Genomic DNA, 16,240 nt, shown 5'->3' on the forward strand with positions numbered 1-16,240 from the left:
TTGATTGGTTTTAAAAATTAAGTTTTCTATCGGCTGGTCTGAAATACCAAGAGACTATCGTCAAGACTAACAATAAAACTGGGCCAAAAAGGTCTTTGGCGGCATCTCCACTGGCAATGTGCGAATAAATCGCTCCCGACATAGAAAAGAAAAAGCCTGCATAAGCCCACTCTTTCAATAAAGGAAATTTAGGCACAAGCACCGCTACAACACCAGAGATTTTCCAGATACCCAGTAAAGTTAGAAAATACAGCGGATAGCCCAAATGTGCCATCATATCGGCTTCTTCTTTCATTTTAATAAGCTGTACGATTCCAGTCGAAATCATGCCCAGCGAAAGCCAAACGGTGGCAATCCAATAAATGATTTTGTTTCTCTTTTCCATAATTTACTTTAACTTGTTTACAATTTCTTGAAGGCGATTATGTGCCATATTGATGCCTTGTGCAAAAGGCAATTTGAGCATTTGATTACGATATTCAGCTGATTTATAGACAATTTGCATGGTCAGTTTACTGGTGCTATCGCTGAGTTTTTCAAACTCCAAAAATTCGAGTTGCACAGGAAAAGGAGTGTTTTCCATCTCAAAAGTACGAGTGATTCTCTGATTCGGACAAAACTCGTGAATGACACCATTAAAGCCGTGTTTGTTCCCTCGTGGGTCGGTGGTTTCAAATTGCCAACTTCCGTGTTTTTTATTTTCAAGTTTTAGCACCTTTGTTCCCATCCATTGCTCCACAATTTCAGGTTCGACGTATGCCCTAAAAAGCAATTCCACAGGCAAATCAAACTCTCTCTTTATCACCAAATCTTGTTTACCTTCTTCGGCTTGTATTTTTGTTTTCTGTTCCATAAAAGCTATTCTTTGGTTTTATATGTCTGCATAATGGCCTCCAATTTATTGAATCTATCATCCCACATTTTGCGGAATTGCTCAACAAAATCTGCTACTTCTCCCATTTTATTGGCATTGACATGGTAGTAAATTTCTCGACCATTTTGTTCTTGTTTGAGCAATTCGCACTCGGTCAGAATCTGTAAATGTTTTGAAACCGTTGGTCGTGCGGTGTCGAAATTGGCGGCAATCGCACCTGCTGTCATTGATTGTGAAGCAACCAAAAGTAGAATCGCCCTACGGGTAGGGTCGGCAATGGCTTGAAAAACGTCTCGTCTTAAATTCATTATGTAGCTATTTGACTACAAATATATGCGTAGCTAAATAACTACGCAATTTATTTTTTGTTTTTTTGATTGAAGGGGTTTTGATTAGCTCTTAAATATTTTGAATGGTGATTCTCTTTTTATTTTTTAGTACCTTGAAATAGCTTGGGGTTAAACTTATTGCTTTTTTCAACTGTGTAAATAAATGTGTGTGCTATAATGTAGTTTATGGGCGATTCCTGAAAAACTATTTTCATCAAATATGAATGCCCAGAATGAGTGCCGTACAAGAAACCATTGCCATGTTTATGGTAAAATCATAGATAGTCTGGGCAAACCCGTTGAGTTTGTCTCGCTGGTTTTATTGACCAACCAACCGCAGATGGTTTGCTTGAATTTCTCGTATCGTTTTGGAAAAATAGATATGTCGTTGTTCAAACGCCAAAACATGAAGAGCCAACAAGAAGGAATGCAAAATGGCATGCAAATGCAGTAATCAAAAACCGAATCACCTATCAAATTTAACAGTTTAATGGTTGATTTTACTCATTAAATCGCATAGAAATTATTTTTTTCTACACGCAAAAACTACATTTGGAAACGTTTGCATTGCCTAATTCTACTTTTTTGCCATTCCAGCAAGCCTTAACCGCTTTAGAATTTTATTTTTTTAAGTACCTTTGCTAAGAAAAAGTAAACAAAATCTTGAAAAGTAAACATTCAAATATTGATGAACAGGCACTTTGGCAATCCTTCAAGCAAGGCGATACCAAGGCGTTTGAACAATTGTATAATCAGTATTTTAAGGTTTTAGGAGCTTACGGTTTACGCCTCAGCCACGACACCACACTCGTAGAAGATGCCATCCACGATGTGTTTATTGAACTTTGGCGAAGAAGAGAATTTTTGAGCGATGTAGAAAACCTAAAGTTTTATCTTTTTAGAGCTTTACGCAATCAGTTTCATGGCAATCTAAAAAATGATATTTTGGATAAAAACGAAGACATCAATCAATTTTTAGACTATTTGAGTACGATTTCTTCTGAGCAAGAAATCATTGTTGGCGAAGAAACTCAACTCATCGCCCAACAAATCGAAAAAGCTATCAATAAGTTAAGCAATCGTGGTGCAGAAGCTATCAACCTGCGTTTCTATCAAGGTTTGAGCCTCGACGAAACCTCCGAGATTATGCAAACGCCTAAGCAAGTCGTAAAAAATCTTCTTTCAAAATCCATTGCTATCCTTCGTGTTTCGCTCAAAAAAGTGGTTTCATTTACAGCATTCTTGAGCCTACTCCCCTAACTTTCTGTGCTTGACAGTTACCTTAACTACTCATAATCAACCATTTAGCTTCTAATCGATAAATTATTTCAAAAAAAAGTACAATTTAATGGTTACTTTTTTCAATTTTTCTCACCTATATAATTGAAGCCAAATTGGCTAAAATTATAAAATGACTAATCAATTTAAAAATATACAAGATTTTCTCAACGACGATGATTTCGTTGCGTGGGTTTTGCATACACAAAACGATTCTTTTTGGCAAAATTTCATCAACGAAAACCCTGATAAAGCGATTATCATTCAAGAAGCAAAGAAACTTCTTGAAGAAATCAGAGCTTTTGAAGACACTCAAAGTAGTAAACTCAATCAAAATCGTGTTTGGGCAAAATTGAAGGAGTCGATGCAAGAAGAGACCGAAATAGATAGACCAAAAATCCGTCTGTTTCATTCGCAGGTGTTTCGTTGGGCAGCCAGTATAATTTTTATCTTGGGTTTCATTGGAACGTATTTTTGGATGAATGAGCCGAAGAATGTCTCATATAATTCGTTGGTTTCTTCGATTGAAGAGAAGCAGTTGTGGGTAGAATATACCAACGATAAAGCAACTCCCAAAACTATTAGCTTAGAAGATGGGAGTTCGGTGATTTTGGAGAAAAATAGTAAAATAAGTATTCCGAAACACTTTGAGGCGGATAAACGAACGGTGATTTTGAGCGGAGAAGCGTTTTTTGAGATTGCTAAAAATCCACGCCGACCGTTTTATGTATATGCCAATGAGGTAATAACGAAAGTTTTGGGTACGAGTTTTCGAGTACGTGCCTTTGAAGACGATAAAAAGATTACAGTTAAAGTAAAAACTGGCAAAGTTTCGGTTTTTAGTCAGAACAAACAATTGCTCAACACACCCGAATCGAAAGGTTTGATTTTATTACCAAATCAGCAGGCAATTTATAATCGACCAACCGATGTTTTGAGCAAGCATTTAGTAGAAACTCCCATGCCGCTTCCTACCAACGACGCTACTGCCCTACCCGAATATTTTGATGAGCAGTCAGTATCAAATATCTTGGAAGTAATTGAAAAACGGTACGGAGTAAAGATTATTTATGATGAAGAGCTTTTGTCTCGTTGTGTCATCACGACCCGCCTTCGTGATGAATCTTTGTATGAACAACTCGATTTGATTTGTACCATTATCGGAGCAACTTATAAAGAAGTTGATGCACAAATCATTTTCGAGTCGGAAGGATGCCAATAAATATAAAGTATTAAACCTATTAACCTTAAAACCAAACAGAACCGACCAAGAAAAACCCTTAATTTACTCGACAATTCCCTTAATTTTTTATTAAAGAGGTAAAGATGCGGCCACACCTTTACCCCAAGCCTTCACCATTCAATTTCTTGGGTGGCTGGCTTTTGTTTTGTCTTAACTCTAACAAAAACAAACAAATGTATGTCAAAATTATTTACTAAAAAAGCGATTTTCAAGATTATGAAAATCTCCCTAACTCAGCTCATGCTGCTCATTCTTGCGATAAGCATCAGCTACGCCCACGATAGTAGTGGTCAAGAATTTCTAAAAGAACGCCTGTCGGTTTCTCAAAAAAATGGGAATCTGAAAAGCCTTATTCAGACCATTGAAAGTAAGGTAGATGTGACGTTTTCTTATAACAAAGAAGTCATGTCGAATCAAGAGAGATTCTCTTATGATTTTAATAACGAAACTCTTGAAGAGATTCTGAAAAAGGTACTTACGCCACGTAAGATTTCGTTTCAGATACTCAGAAAGAACCATATTGTTTTGTCGAAAGCTTCATTTTTGGGAAGTTTAGACCTCAACAAAATTGATGCAATCAGTACTACTCAACTCCAAGCAATGGCCGAATTTGGGGTAAAAGGTAGTGTAAAAGATGCAAAAGGAGAAACATTGGTTGGTGTGAGTATTACGGTAGAAGGAACAACCAGAGGAACAACAACCGATGCCAATGGGCAATACTCTTTGAGTGCACCTGATAAAAATTCGGTGTTGGTGTTTAGTTTTTTGGGCTATGAACCTCAGAAAATCAATATAAATGGCCGTTCGACGATTGATGTAGTTTTGAGCGAAAGCGAGAGTACACTCAACGAAGTAGTTGTTGTTGGTTATGGTACACAATCAAAGAAAAACTTGACGAGTGCTATTTCAAACATCAAACCAAGCGATTTGAACCGTGGTGCAATCACCGACGTAGGTCAGTTATTACAAGGTAAAGTACCAGGTTTGAATATTTCATCAAATGGTGACCCGAACCAACGTGCTGCGGTGGTTTTGCGTGGTGCCTCTACACTCAACAGCTCGCAAGGGCCATTCTATGTGATTGATGGAATCCCTGGGGCAGATATTTCTGTCATTGCTCCCGACGACATCGCTACGATTGACATCTTGAAAGATGCAGCCGCAACAGCCATCTACGGAAACCGTGCCGCCAATGGTGTAATCATGGTAACAACCAAAAAAGGCAAAAAAGGAGCTTTAACGGTTGGCTATAACGGCTATGCAGGTATCGAGAAAGTATCAAGCAAACTTGATATGATGAATGCCAGCGAATTAAGAGCATTTCTTACGAAAAACGGTTTGAGTTTTTCGCCAACGGACGATAAAGGTGTTGATACAGATTGGCAAGCGGCGGTTCAAAGAGAAACAGCCGTATCTCATAATCACAACTTGTCATTTAGCGGAGGCGGTGAGCATAATACGTACAGTGCAAGTCTAAACTACATTGACCGACAAGGTATCATGTTGTCGAGTGCATTATCGAGAGTTATTGCACGTATGTCAATCGAACAATCTGCTTTCAACGATAAAGTAAAATTTGGATTATCGGTTGTTAATTCTAATAGCAATGCCAGCAATACACCCATGCGAAACAATGTTTTGGAGCAAATGATAAATCACTTGCCAGTTTCGCCAGTTTTAAACCCTGACGGCACTTACTTTGAAAACTTCCAAAACACTGGTTATTTCAACCCTTTGGCCTTGATTGAAAAAGCAAAAGATAACAGCAAATACAATAACTTTATTGGTGCGTTTAAAACTCATATCGAACTTCCTTTCAATCTATCGTATGACCTAAATTTATCGTACCAAAATAATACGTCGCTCAATAGTCAGGCTTACGCAAGCTACTATTCGCTTTATAATAGTGCTAATTTTTATAATAATCCAGAGCCACCTGCGGTGCATTCATTGCAAAACTTTGGTGTAAATGGTTCGGCTTTGCGTAATACGTATCAGGATGTACAAAAAGTGGTAGAAACATTCCTTACTTGGAATAAAACCATCGGAAAGCACTACATCAATGCAGTGGCTGGATATTCGTGGCAAGGCAATACTTTGGGAGATGGTTTTCAGGTTTCGAGTACCAACTTCCCAGTTGATAATATTGGTTACGGAAACTTTGCTTTGAGTAATCCTTATGCGATTCCATCTTACAGAATCAACTTTGGTTCAGATGGCGTTTTCCAAGAAAACAAATTGATTTCTGACTTTGCTCGTTTGAATTATTCTTACAACGATAAATACTTATTTCAAGGCTCAATCCGTCGTGACGGAAGTTCAGTTTTTGGTAAAAACAATAGTTGGGGTTACTTCCCATCCATTGGTTTGGCATGGAGAATCAACGAAGAAAACTTCATGAAAAATCAATCAATCTTCAATGATTTGAAACTTCGTGTAAGTTATGGTGTAACAGGGAACTCATCTGGCTTTAATGCTTATACCGCTCAATTTATTTCGGGAAGTTTGGGTACATATTACTATAACGGAACTCAAACTGCCGCTTATGGCCCAACGCAAGCAGCTAATCCAGATTTACAATGGGAAAAAACATCGACAAGCAACCTCGGTCTCGATTTCACGATGTTAAAAGGTCGTTTGAGTGGTTCATTAGAAGTTTATGACAAAACTACCAACGGTATGATTTATACCTATGGTGTAAATCCGATTTTAGTACCAGTTGGACGTATCGTAGCAAACGGTGGAAGCATGAACAACCAAGGTGCTGAATTAAGCCTAAACATTACGCCAGTAAGCAACAAAAATGGCTTAACTTGGACAACAGGTTTAAATTTAGCTCATAACAAAAACAAAATCGTTAGCCTAACGAATCCTCTTTTTGCGGGTGGCGACTCAGTTAGAATTACTCAACCAGAAGGTGGCGGTCAAACAGGTAGTACGATTCAGATTTTGAAAGCAGGGCAGCCGCTCGGCCAGTTCTTTACGTTTGAATATGCAGGAAAAAACGCCAATGGTGTTTCGCAATATTACAATAACAAAGGCGAACTCACAACTACTCCAGTAATCGGAAGAGACTACAAATACTTAGGAAATGCTCAACCGAAATTATTATTGGGTTGGACGAACACACTCACTTACAAAAACTTCGATTTGAATGTATTCGTTCGTGGTGTATTCGGCAACAAAATTTTCAACGTAACTCGTGCTGATTTGTTCAGACCAAGTACTGCTCAATTTACTAATATCTTGAACGATGCTGCCGATGAAAGTACGAAAGATGTAAATTCATTCAAATACTCATCAAGATTTATCGAAAACGGAAGTTATGTAAGACTTGACAACGCAACACTTGGTTATAGTTTCAAAAACTTAGGGCCGAACTTCAAAAACCTTAGAGTATATGCTTCGGTAAATAATGCTTTTGTGATTACGAAATATACAGGAATTGACCCTGAAATCAACCAAGGAGGTTTAGCCCCAGGTGTTGATTCTAATAACTTTTATCCAAAAACTCGTACAATGTTATTTGGTTTAAATGTATCATTCTAAGTTTTTGTAGCACCTAAAATTTACTATTCAAATGAAAAATATATTAAAAAATTCATTCGCACTCTTAATCGCCTTGTTAGTTTTTGGCTGCCATAAGATTGAAGTGCCTGTCAACACTCAGTTGACTCCTGATATTTTCCCTCAAAATGCTTCTCAATTTATTCAAGCATCTGGCCCACCGTATGCGGCTTTGAGAGGAAACTATGCCCTTGATTATTATTTCATGCAAACCTTTACTACCGACGAAGCGATTCTTCCAGCTCGTGGTGGAAACTGGTACGATAACCGTGGTTATATTGATATGCACTACCATACTTGGACAAAAGACCACGGTGGTACAGGTTCGGTTTGGAACTGGCTTTCGACAACAATCGGTACAACCAACCAAGCTATTTCGATTTTAGAAGCTAATATTCCAGCCTCAACCGCTACCAAAGCACAGAATATTTCGGAGTTGAAAATGGTCAGAGCCATCGCTTATTTTATGATGATGGATATGTACGGAAATGTGCCAATTTATACTGATTATGGCGATTTTACACCAAAAACTAACTCGCCACGTGCCGAGGTTTTCAAATTTATTGAGTCGGAAGTAAACGCTGCTTTGCCTAACCTTAGCGTAGAAACAGGCGTAACAACCTACGGAAGAGCTACCAAATGGACGGCTTATGCTTTGCTTGCAAAAATGTATATCAATGCTGAGGTTTATACAGGAACACCAAAACTAAAAGAGTGTATTGATGCTTGCGATAACATTATTAATTCGGGTAAATTTGCGATTGAACCACGTGCATCTTATTTGCAAATGTTTTACCCAAACAATGGCCCGCAAATGAAAGAGTTTATCTTTGCGATTCCGTATGACCCTGCTGCTACCAATTTACCAGGTACAAATGGATTCATGTACCACGCTCGCTATGACGTACCTCGTTCACTTCGTGCAAAATATAACTTGCCATTTACGCCAAGTGCCCCACAAAGTACATTGCCAGAATTTTATGCTCATTTCAATGATAAAAACGATATTCGTAATGGTCAATGGCTCACTGGTTTGCAATTTATGAACGATGGCGTTACACCAATCAGAGTAACGACTACCAAAAAAGGTTATGACCAATTCTACACAGGTAGCGATGGCTCTGCTCCATATACTTACCAAGTTGAACTAACGCCTGAAATTAAATTACGTCAAGATGTAGCAACTTTCGACCTTGGAAATGATGAAATTGCTTGGAATATGGGTTATAGAAATGTAAAATTCTATCCTGATGCTACTTCTACGAACCGTAACCAAAATAACGATAAACCGTTTTTCAGATATTCAGATATTATCTTGATGAAAGCTGAAGCTATTGCCCGTGGTGGAAGTTCATCTGTATCGGCGGTTTCTTTGGTAAATCAGATTAGAGCTAACCGCACAACTTCTCCAGCACTTACTGCTGTAACTCTTGAAGATATTTATCAAGAAAGATGTAGAGAATTTGCGTGGGAATCTTGGCACAGAAATGACATGATTCGCTTCGGAAAATATGAAGGTTCATGGGGCTTTAAGACGGATAAAGATGTAAACAAACGCATTTTCCCAATTCCGCAAGGAGCGATGGTTTTAAATCCTGCATTGAAGCAAAACCCAGGATATTGATTTGAAAGAGTATAAAAAAAGTCAAGGAAGCTTCCTTGACTTTTTTTATACCAATACTGAAATACGTTTATTTCAATATATTTATCTTCACCTCTCCAATCATTCCCGAAGGTAATAATGGTGAGTTTGCACGATAGAATGGCATTGTAGTGAAAGTAGTTTTTACTTTCACATCTGGTTGGGCATCGCCAATGAGGCGGTTTACCCAAGTGTTTGTTACTTTCACTTGGATGGTGTTATCTCCTGCCTTTAAAGCCTCGCTTATATCAACTTTGAACGGCTTTTTCCAAACAGTACCTACATTTTGACCGTTTAAAATAAGCTCTGCAATATTTTTTACATCACCTAAATCAATCACATACTTTGCTGATTTATTAAGAGCATCAACTTTGAAAGTATTAGTATATGTAGCCGTACCTGAAAAATATTTTACATCACTATCGGTATTATCAACCCACGACGTTAGTTTATCAAACGATACATTCTTATCATTAAATTTCACTTGCCAAGGTGTTGAAATGATAGTCAATGTTGTTTCAGTTTTTGGAGTAATGGCTACACTATTGGCAGTCGCTTTATCTTTGAAAACCACAAAGTAAGCATCCCAAGAATTAAATTTCAGCGGCACAATTGTTCTACCATCTTTTATTTGGTAACTCAATTTCTCAGTCTTTCCTGTTTGAGCATTCCAAAGCTCTGGTACTTTGCCAGAAACTCTAAAACTTACTTCAGCATTAGTTGGGTTGTCGCTTCTGTTGTTTAGCCAATAAATATCTTGATTGGCTGTTGGATGAGCGGAGTCGAAGCCTGCACGATGGCGAAACAAAATTTTGTTTTTGGCATTTGAAATGACTACATCGGGTTGCAAATTGGTTTTATCAAATGTGGTAACATTCGATTTCGACCAAATTTCATTAACTAATTTTTGAAATTCGGCATCATTATCAGCCAAACTTGGTGATTTTTCTGGTTTTAACCCAATTACTTTTACGCCTGCATCAACCAATGTTTTGATTCTTTTCAAAAGTGATAATGTCATTAGTTTGGTTGATTCGTCCAGCATCAAAACATTATACGAATTACCCGATTTGGCTACTAATTTGCCATTTTGCGGATTGATTACATTCATAAGAGCCGAAGAGTTGACAAAATCAAACTCATATCCCGCTGGGATATTTGGTAATTTTTCACGACAAAACCAAGTGATATTGGTATTTTCGCCATATAAATACAAAATATCGGCTACGTTTTTGCCTTGTTGAAGCATGTATGAACTTCTACCTAAATAACTCATCCAAGCAGTTGCCCCTGCTTCTGCCCAAGTTTCTTGACGAGTAAAATACTGTCCAAATGGCCCGAGCGAGAACCCTGGCTTTTTATCATCAAGCGGTTGGTGAACCGAGGTATGAATAACGAAACGATTAAGACCTGAAGCAAATTCTAAATCGGCCGTGCGTTTAAGCTTTTCAGGAGTCCACGAGAAAGCATTTTGAATAGCGGTCATTGATTCAGCCGCTACAATGTTTTGTCCGTAAATATTTGCTACAGATGCCGCTTCTCGAATATCGGCCTCACTACGCACTTCTTCATCACTTCCACCTGCCAAGCTACCTGGCGTCCACATAGCCGCCATCGGAATCTCGGCATTACGCTTCACGTCCATTCCATCAGCCAAATAAATACGTCCGTTTTCATGCGATTCTGTATAACGCTTCATGCCTCTTTTGTTCAATTCTTCGCCAATGACATCATAATGATTTTCAGCAATCATTTCGCCAATCGTTTTTCTAAAATCCCACAAGAATTTTTCGCTGGATTCAAGACTATTTACAATTCTACCCGTTAGCACAGGAATCCATGACCTAATATCATAACTACGGCGTTTCTGAAATTCGGCAGGAAAGCCTTTTGTCCAATTCATGTGTCCAGCTTCATAGCTATCCAAAACCATGTATTGGAGTCCTTTTTCTCCCATCAAACCACCAGTAGCATCTTTATACATATCCAGATAAGTATTAATGTAACGGCGAACGGCTTCTTTATCGAGTTTATCAACTTCAAGACCAGTTGCCTCTGGTGAAGCAGGATGATTTTGGCGACCTGTGAGCGAATAACCCAAACGAACAATCATCCAGTTACCTTCAGGAACGTCCCATTCAAGGCTACCATCTGCATTCATTTTGGCTGTTAAATCAATAATATCTTGTGAAGGAATCACCTCTACATTTTCAGCACCGCTCAGTTTCCCATCCTCTTTCCATGGTGAAAACCCGGCTTTATCTTCGGCTTGATTGATGCGAGAAGTATTGAAAAGTACAAATTCTGAAATATTTGTTCCTGCTGGTTTGGGAGTTTCGGTCATACCCATCATGGCCGCAATTGGGCTGATTGTAGCAGGGAGTGTTTCAAAACAAATTCTCCAGTATTTAGCCGTTGTAGCAGGAATTGCAGTAGTAATAAACGGCAAAGTGCTATTTGAAACTTTGGCAACAGTACGGAAGTTTACGCCATCATCGCTCACTTTTAGACTACGATTGGTCGGCCCTCCGTTAAATTCGGCCAGTTCGCCAGCCTCGCCCATACCCAAGGCAAAAGCCTTGAATGTTTGCGGGGTTTCAAATTCATATTGTACCCACATATCTTTACCTACTTCCATCGGAGGTAAGAAATAGGTTTTGCCCATATCGTGGTCGAGCAATAGTTTTGTATCAAAATCACCGCCACTTTTTGTCATTTTGGGGTTTAAATCCATCAAATGCTTTTCATTTGATGGTAATTTATAAGCAATCACCATGGCATCAGCAGCAAATTGTGGTTGAGTACCCACGAAGCCACCCATCACCCCGCCAGCATGTGTTTCGGCATCTTGAAACTTACCAATCACATCGGGTAATTTAGGTAATTGAATGCTTTGCTTTTTACCTCCTTCAATCAATGCTTCTGTCCAAACATATTTTTTCATACCATCTTCGGGTTTTACCCACGGGCCACCCGTTACGCTCCAACCTGGTGAGCCAGCAATTGCCATTTCGAGTCCTTTCTTGTCGGCAAATTCGGTGGTAAATTTGAAAGCATCTTTCCAATCAGGTTGCATAAAAACCAATTTCTTTGGCACAACTACTGGTGTAAAAAGATTGGCATCGAAATTCTGAAAGCCTCCGATTCCGACACGGCTCATCCATTCTAAATCTTTTTGGATGCCTTCTTTCGAGATATTGCCGTTCATCCAATGCCACCAAACACGGGGTTTTGCCGAACTGGGTGGCGTTTGAAAACCTTGTTGCAGGTTTTGAGCATTGGAAACACTACTCAACATTACTCCGAGAGCAATGCCAAAAACTGAGTATTTTTTCATAGGTTTTAAGGGAGAAAAGTAAATAATCAAAGATATAATAGTACAAATCATTGACCATCATGTACTATGCTGGCTTTTAGGGAGTTTTCTTGAATATAATTTCAGAGAAGCACGTAATCTATTTCTAAAAAGTCTTCGACTGATTTTATCCAAAAGTCTTGAATAAAAGTTTGATGTTGAGGGTGATTTGAGTAAAAATCGTATTGCTCTTGGGTATCAAATTCCATTGAAATGCCGTATTCAAAGTTGTTTTTGGGGCTAATTTGCTTCAAAACTTCAAACTTTTGTACGTTGGGTATGTCAGTAAGTTTAACAACAGCCTCGAAGAATGCTTTTTTATCTTCGGAACTAAGTTGAGGTTTTAGGCTTAAAATAACCGAATGTCGTATCATGATTGCTATTTATTTACTTTTCACTGGAAAAACCGGAGCTGGCAATTTTAAGATTTCATTGTAATAGCCTACCATTTGTTTCAATGATTTCAGATTATTGGGTTGCTCTTTTGTGTCTCGTTCAAACATGATATTTCCCTTAAAATTCTGCTTTTTCAATTCGGCAAACACCGCCGAAAAATTTACCACACCTGTTCCAACTGGCACATCCTGAATCTTTGGATTATTGTATTCGGCAATATCTTTGAGATGTATTCCGATGATTTTTCCATCTAATTTCTTCAACGCATCTATTGGGTTGATACCCGATTTAGGATAATGACCGAGGTCGGGGCAAACACCAAAATTTGGGTGACCTTTTAGAGCTAAAAGCACAGAATCGGGGTGCCAATAAATACTATTCCCTTTCCAATGATTGTGTAAAGCCACCTTTATTCCATAGACTCCCGCCAAACTATCGACACTATCCCATAAATTTTGAGGTGGCTCGGCGGTTACATACCGCACACCAAAGTTTTTGGCTAATTCAAAATCTCTTTTCCAATCTGCCACTTTTTTACCTCCAATGATATAAATTGACTCCATTTTAAGTCCTTTTTTATCGACTGTCTGCTTGAGCTGCTTAATACCAGTTGGCGATAATCGCATAATGACCGAATCTTTCAGTTCGCTTCCCGCTTTCCCAAACGTAAAACCTTCTACATATTTCAACGAAGCACTATCGGCATAGGCCAATTGCTCTGGAAACGACATATTACTAAATGTATAGAGTGCTACACCTAATTTCCAGTCAGGATTTTTTGTGCGTTTATCTTTCGATTGAGCCAATCCATCGAACGAACAGCTCAGCCCGAAAACAAGCATTATAACTATCTTTAGCCAAGTAATCTGCTTTACTATTGTTTCCATTTTGTATTTATGATTAATATGGTGAAACCCCCACCGATGTCCAACCGCCATCAATCACGAGGTTTTGCCCCATGATTTGTCGAGATAAAGGTGATACCAAAAATAAGGCGGCATTGGCAATGTCTTCGACAGTTGCAGGGCGGCCCGATGGCGTAATTCTCGACCAAGTTTTGATGTAATCTTCATCTTCGAGTGTGCGTTCGGTGAGCGTTGCCCCTGGCACGATTGTATTAATATTGATATTGTGCGGTGCTAAATCTACAATCAAGTTTTTGGTCAGTTGGTCGATTGCGGCTTTGGTCATTCCGTAAGCAGCTAAATTGAGGTGAGCAGCGTGAGCCGTAACTGATGATGTCAGTAAAATACTTCCGCCACGCCCTTGCAAAACCATTTGTTTGGCAGCAGCTTGTGTCAAGAAAAAAGTACCAAAAAGGTTGACTTGCAGCAGTTTCTGCATTGATTCGGGTTGATAGGCCAAGAAATCTCCGAAAGTCGTAATTCCTGCATTTGCTACTAAAATATCTAATTTTCCGAAAATTTCTACTGCAAATTTTACGATTGCTTCAATAGTTTCGATTGTTGAAATATCTCCGCCAAATGCTTCACAAAGCCCCCCCTGTTCATTGATTTTTTGGCTTGCCGATTTGGCTAAACCTTCATCAATATCGTTTAAAACTACTTTTGCTCCTTGCTGAACTAATTGACGAGCCACTTCAAAACCAATACCCACGCCTGCCCCCGTAACGATGGCTACTTGATTACTAAAAAGTTTGTTTTGCATTGTTAATTTTCGCTATTAAGTTTTTCAAATAAAATCCTGTAAATGTATCGAAAAACTCAATTGTTTTGACTTCATAATGAAGTTTGACCTATATTTTCTTTTTGAATAAAATAATACAATTTTCAACATTTAACACTCATGCACTATCATGTTTATGAGATAAAATTTCAAAAAATACAATTATTTTTTCAGTGTTTCGGTCAATTTCATTACGAAAAACAAACCCAAAATTGCTAAACTCGCCGAAACCCAAAGAAATGCCGAAGGGTCAATTTTATCAGAGAATACACCAGCAATAGCTGGTACAATTACCCCACCCACGATTTCACCAACGGCTGTAATCAAACCAATAGATTTAGCTTTTAGGTGTACAGGAACTGCTTCCGAAGGAATCACGGCTGCTACGAGCGGAATCGCTCCCATCAGAAAATAAGTAAAAAACATGGCGGGTAAATGCAAAGCCATACCAACCAAAAAATAAACGGCAAACGGATATAAAGCACCCACAATCAGAAAGAAAAAGACTACTTTTTTGCGTCCGAATTTATCAGATAAAGCAGTAACAACAATCGAGGAAACAAGACCAGCCACTCCGAGCAAACCCATGGTTTTACCCATATCGTCGGGCGTCATGCCTTGGTTTTGTACAAAATAATTTGAAATGAATGGCAATGTAGAAAACCACCAACCAAATACACAACAAGCTGCTCCAATGCCGTATTTTACATTGTTGTATTGTAATAATTCTGAAATATTAAGAGCCGATTTTTCTTGTGTTCGAGCTACACTTTCAACAGTTGATTTTCTGAGAAACTTCCAAGCTAACAAACCCAATAATAAACCTGGAGCTCCAGCTACAAAAAAGGCATTTCGCCAACCGATGTTTTCGGCAATTTTTACTAACAATACAGGTGCTAAAATAGACCCAAAAAGTGCAGAGCCTACACCTTGCAAGATACCCGCATTCAAGCCAAGTCGGTTTGGAGAAGATTCTCTTTCAACAAAGTTTTGAGCTAAAGGCACAACAGGCCCTTCGGCAAAACCCATGACTAAACGAGCCAGCAACAAAGTAAAAAATGAAGTAGCCAAACCCGAACCAAACGAACAAATTGAGAAAACAAAAACCGCTACAATGAAAACGATTTTCTTTTTATTGTTAGTTTCGGCCCATGCGGTTGAGAAAAAACTCGAAAATGCCCAAGCCAATGATAAAGCCCCAGCGAGAAGTCCGATTTGGGTATTATTTAGGTCAAGGTCTTTAGCCACATAAGGCATTAAGAAATTAAGTGCGAGGCGGTCGAAGAACAAACAACCGAAAGTAAGTGCCATGAGTAGCACGATGCCGTTTTCGTAAGAGAAAATTCCTTTTTTCATTAGGTTTAGGGTTATTTTTAAATAATAATAAATCTTGATTTGTTTTTACTATCAATTGTTACAGCTTTAAATCAGCATAAAATATTGCTCTCTTACGAAATACCCCCATCAATTTTCAAAAAACTTTAAAAACGGGATAGAAAAACATCTATCCCGTTTCGATTAAACTATTTCAACCTACATTAAAATTTATCTCAAAATCAAGTAATCGGCCCTTAGTTCTAACTTTAACTACAACCGAAACGCCAACAAGTGCTTGATTTTTTTCATCAGTTACCTTTCCAAATACTTTGGCAGATTGTGCAAAAACCGATAAACTGAAGATATTTATAATAAAAACTGACTAAAATCCTTTTTTTACAGATGATTTTCTCATTTTTTTGTAATTAGGTTTAAAGATACGCTTTCAAACCTTTGTCTCTCTTTGATACTTTGGTCGGTTCGAGAGAGTTATTCGGCTGATAGGGCTTGCAGGCTCTATCAGCTTTTTTTATTAAGGTTTCCATAAATTATT

At 38.4% G+C, this 16,240-nt stretch carries 13 protein-coding genes; 5 read left to right on the forward strand and 8 right to left on the reverse strand.

From position 1 onward, the window contains the following. Window positions 1-10: 10 nt before the first annotated feature. From ABR854_RS10670 to ABR854_RS10680, 3 genes are read right to left on the reverse strand one after another with little or no spacing between them, the layout of a single operon-like run. Window positions 11-385 carry a DoxX family protein gene (locus ABR854_RS10670; RefSeq protein WP_350265382.1) on the reverse strand — a complete coding sequence of 125 codons (375 nt, stop codon included), beginning with the start codon at window positions 383-385 and terminating at the stop codon, window positions 11-13. 3 nt (window positions 386-388) lie between these two features. Continuing rightward, a complete protein-coding gene (locus ABR854_RS10675; protein WP_350265383.1) occupies window positions 389-853 on the reverse strand; it encodes an SRPBCC family protein in 465 nt (154 codons plus the stop codon). 5 nt (window positions 854-858) lie between these two features. Further along, a complete protein-coding gene (locus tag ABR854_RS10680; RefSeq protein ID WP_350265384.1) occupies window positions 859-1,182 on the reverse strand; it encodes an ArsR/SmtB family transcription factor in 324 nt (107 codons plus the stop codon). 241 nt (window positions 1,183-1,423) lie between these two features. On the opposite strand from ABR854_RS10680, the gene ABR854_RS10685 reads away from it, so the two are divergent. The 5 genes from ABR854_RS10685 to ABR854_RS10705 all read left to right on the forward strand — a co-directional run bounded on the left by ABR854_RS10685 (window position 1,424) and on the right by ABR854_RS10705 (window position 8,915). Next, window positions 1,424-1,657, forward strand: coding sequence for a hypothetical protein (locus ABR854_RS10685; RefSeq protein WP_350265385.1), 234 nt, complete (start codon window positions 1,424-1,426; stop codon window positions 1,655-1,657). 209 nt (window positions 1,658-1,866) lie between these two features. Next, window positions 1,867-2,463, forward strand: a complete 597-nt coding sequence (locus tag ABR854_RS10690) for an RNA polymerase sigma factor (protein WP_350265386.1) — start codon at window positions 1,867-1,869, stop codon at window positions 2,461-2,463. Window positions 2,464-2,614: 151 nt separating this feature from the next. Further along, window positions 2,615-3,703 carry a FecR family protein gene (locus ABR854_RS10695; protein ID WP_350265387.1) on the forward strand — a complete coding sequence of 363 codons (1,089 nt, stop codon included), beginning with the start codon at window positions 2,615-2,617 and terminating at the stop codon, window positions 3,701-3,703. A gap of 198 nt (window positions 3,704-3,901) precedes the next feature. After that, window positions 3,902-7,273 (forward strand): SusC/RagA family TonB-linked outer membrane protein, encoded by a 3,372-nt coding sequence (locus ABR854_RS10700; protein ID WP_350265388.1) that lies wholly within the window; start codon window positions 3,902-3,904, stop codon window positions 7,271-7,273. A 31-nt stretch (window positions 7,274-7,304) separates the two neighbouring features. Beyond that, window positions 7,305-8,915, forward strand: a complete 1,611-nt coding sequence (locus ABR854_RS10705; RefSeq protein WP_350265389.1) for a RagB/SusD family nutrient uptake outer membrane protein — start codon at window positions 7,305-7,307, stop codon at window positions 8,913-8,915. Window positions 8,916-8,982: 67 nt separating this feature from the next. On the opposite strand, the gene ABR854_RS10710 is transcribed toward ABR854_RS10705, so the two are convergent. From ABR854_RS10710 to ABR854_RS10730, 5 genes are all read right to left on the reverse strand, one after another. After that, the gene (locus ABR854_RS10710; RefSeq protein ID WP_350265390.1) at window positions 8,983-12,270 is read right to left on the reverse strand and encodes a glycosyl hydrolase; all 3,288 of its coding nucleotides are present in this window, start codon (window positions 12,268-12,270) and stop codon (window positions 8,983-8,985) included. 101 nt (window positions 12,271-12,371) lie between these two features. After that, window positions 12,372-12,662, reverse strand: coding sequence for a Dabb family protein (locus tag ABR854_RS10715; protein WP_350265391.1), 291 nt, complete (start codon window positions 12,660-12,662; stop codon window positions 12,372-12,374). A gap of 9 nt (window positions 12,663-12,671) precedes the next feature. Then, window positions 12,672-13,571, reverse strand: coding sequence for a sugar phosphate isomerase/epimerase family protein (locus ABR854_RS10720; RefSeq protein ID WP_350265392.1), 900 nt, complete (start codon window positions 13,569-13,571; stop codon window positions 12,672-12,674). A 13-nt stretch (window positions 13,572-13,584) separates the two neighbouring features. Further along, window positions 13,585-14,352 carry an SDR family NAD(P)-dependent oxidoreductase gene (locus ABR854_RS10725; RefSeq protein ID WP_350265393.1) on the reverse strand — a complete coding sequence of 256 codons (768 nt, stop codon included), beginning with the start codon at window positions 14,350-14,352 and terminating at the stop codon, window positions 13,585-13,587. Between the two features lie 180 nt (window positions 14,353-14,532). Next, entirely contained in the window at window positions 14,533-15,726 is a 1,194-nt protein-coding gene (locus ABR854_RS10730; protein ID WP_350265394.1) for an MFS transporter, read from the reverse strand. Between the last annotated feature and the right edge of the window lie 514 nt (window positions 15,727-16,240).

The organism is Emticicia sp. W12TSBA100-4 (assembly GCF_040253585.1).
Lineage (GTDB): Bacteria > Bacteroidota > Bacteroidia > Cytophagales > Spirosomataceae > Emticicia.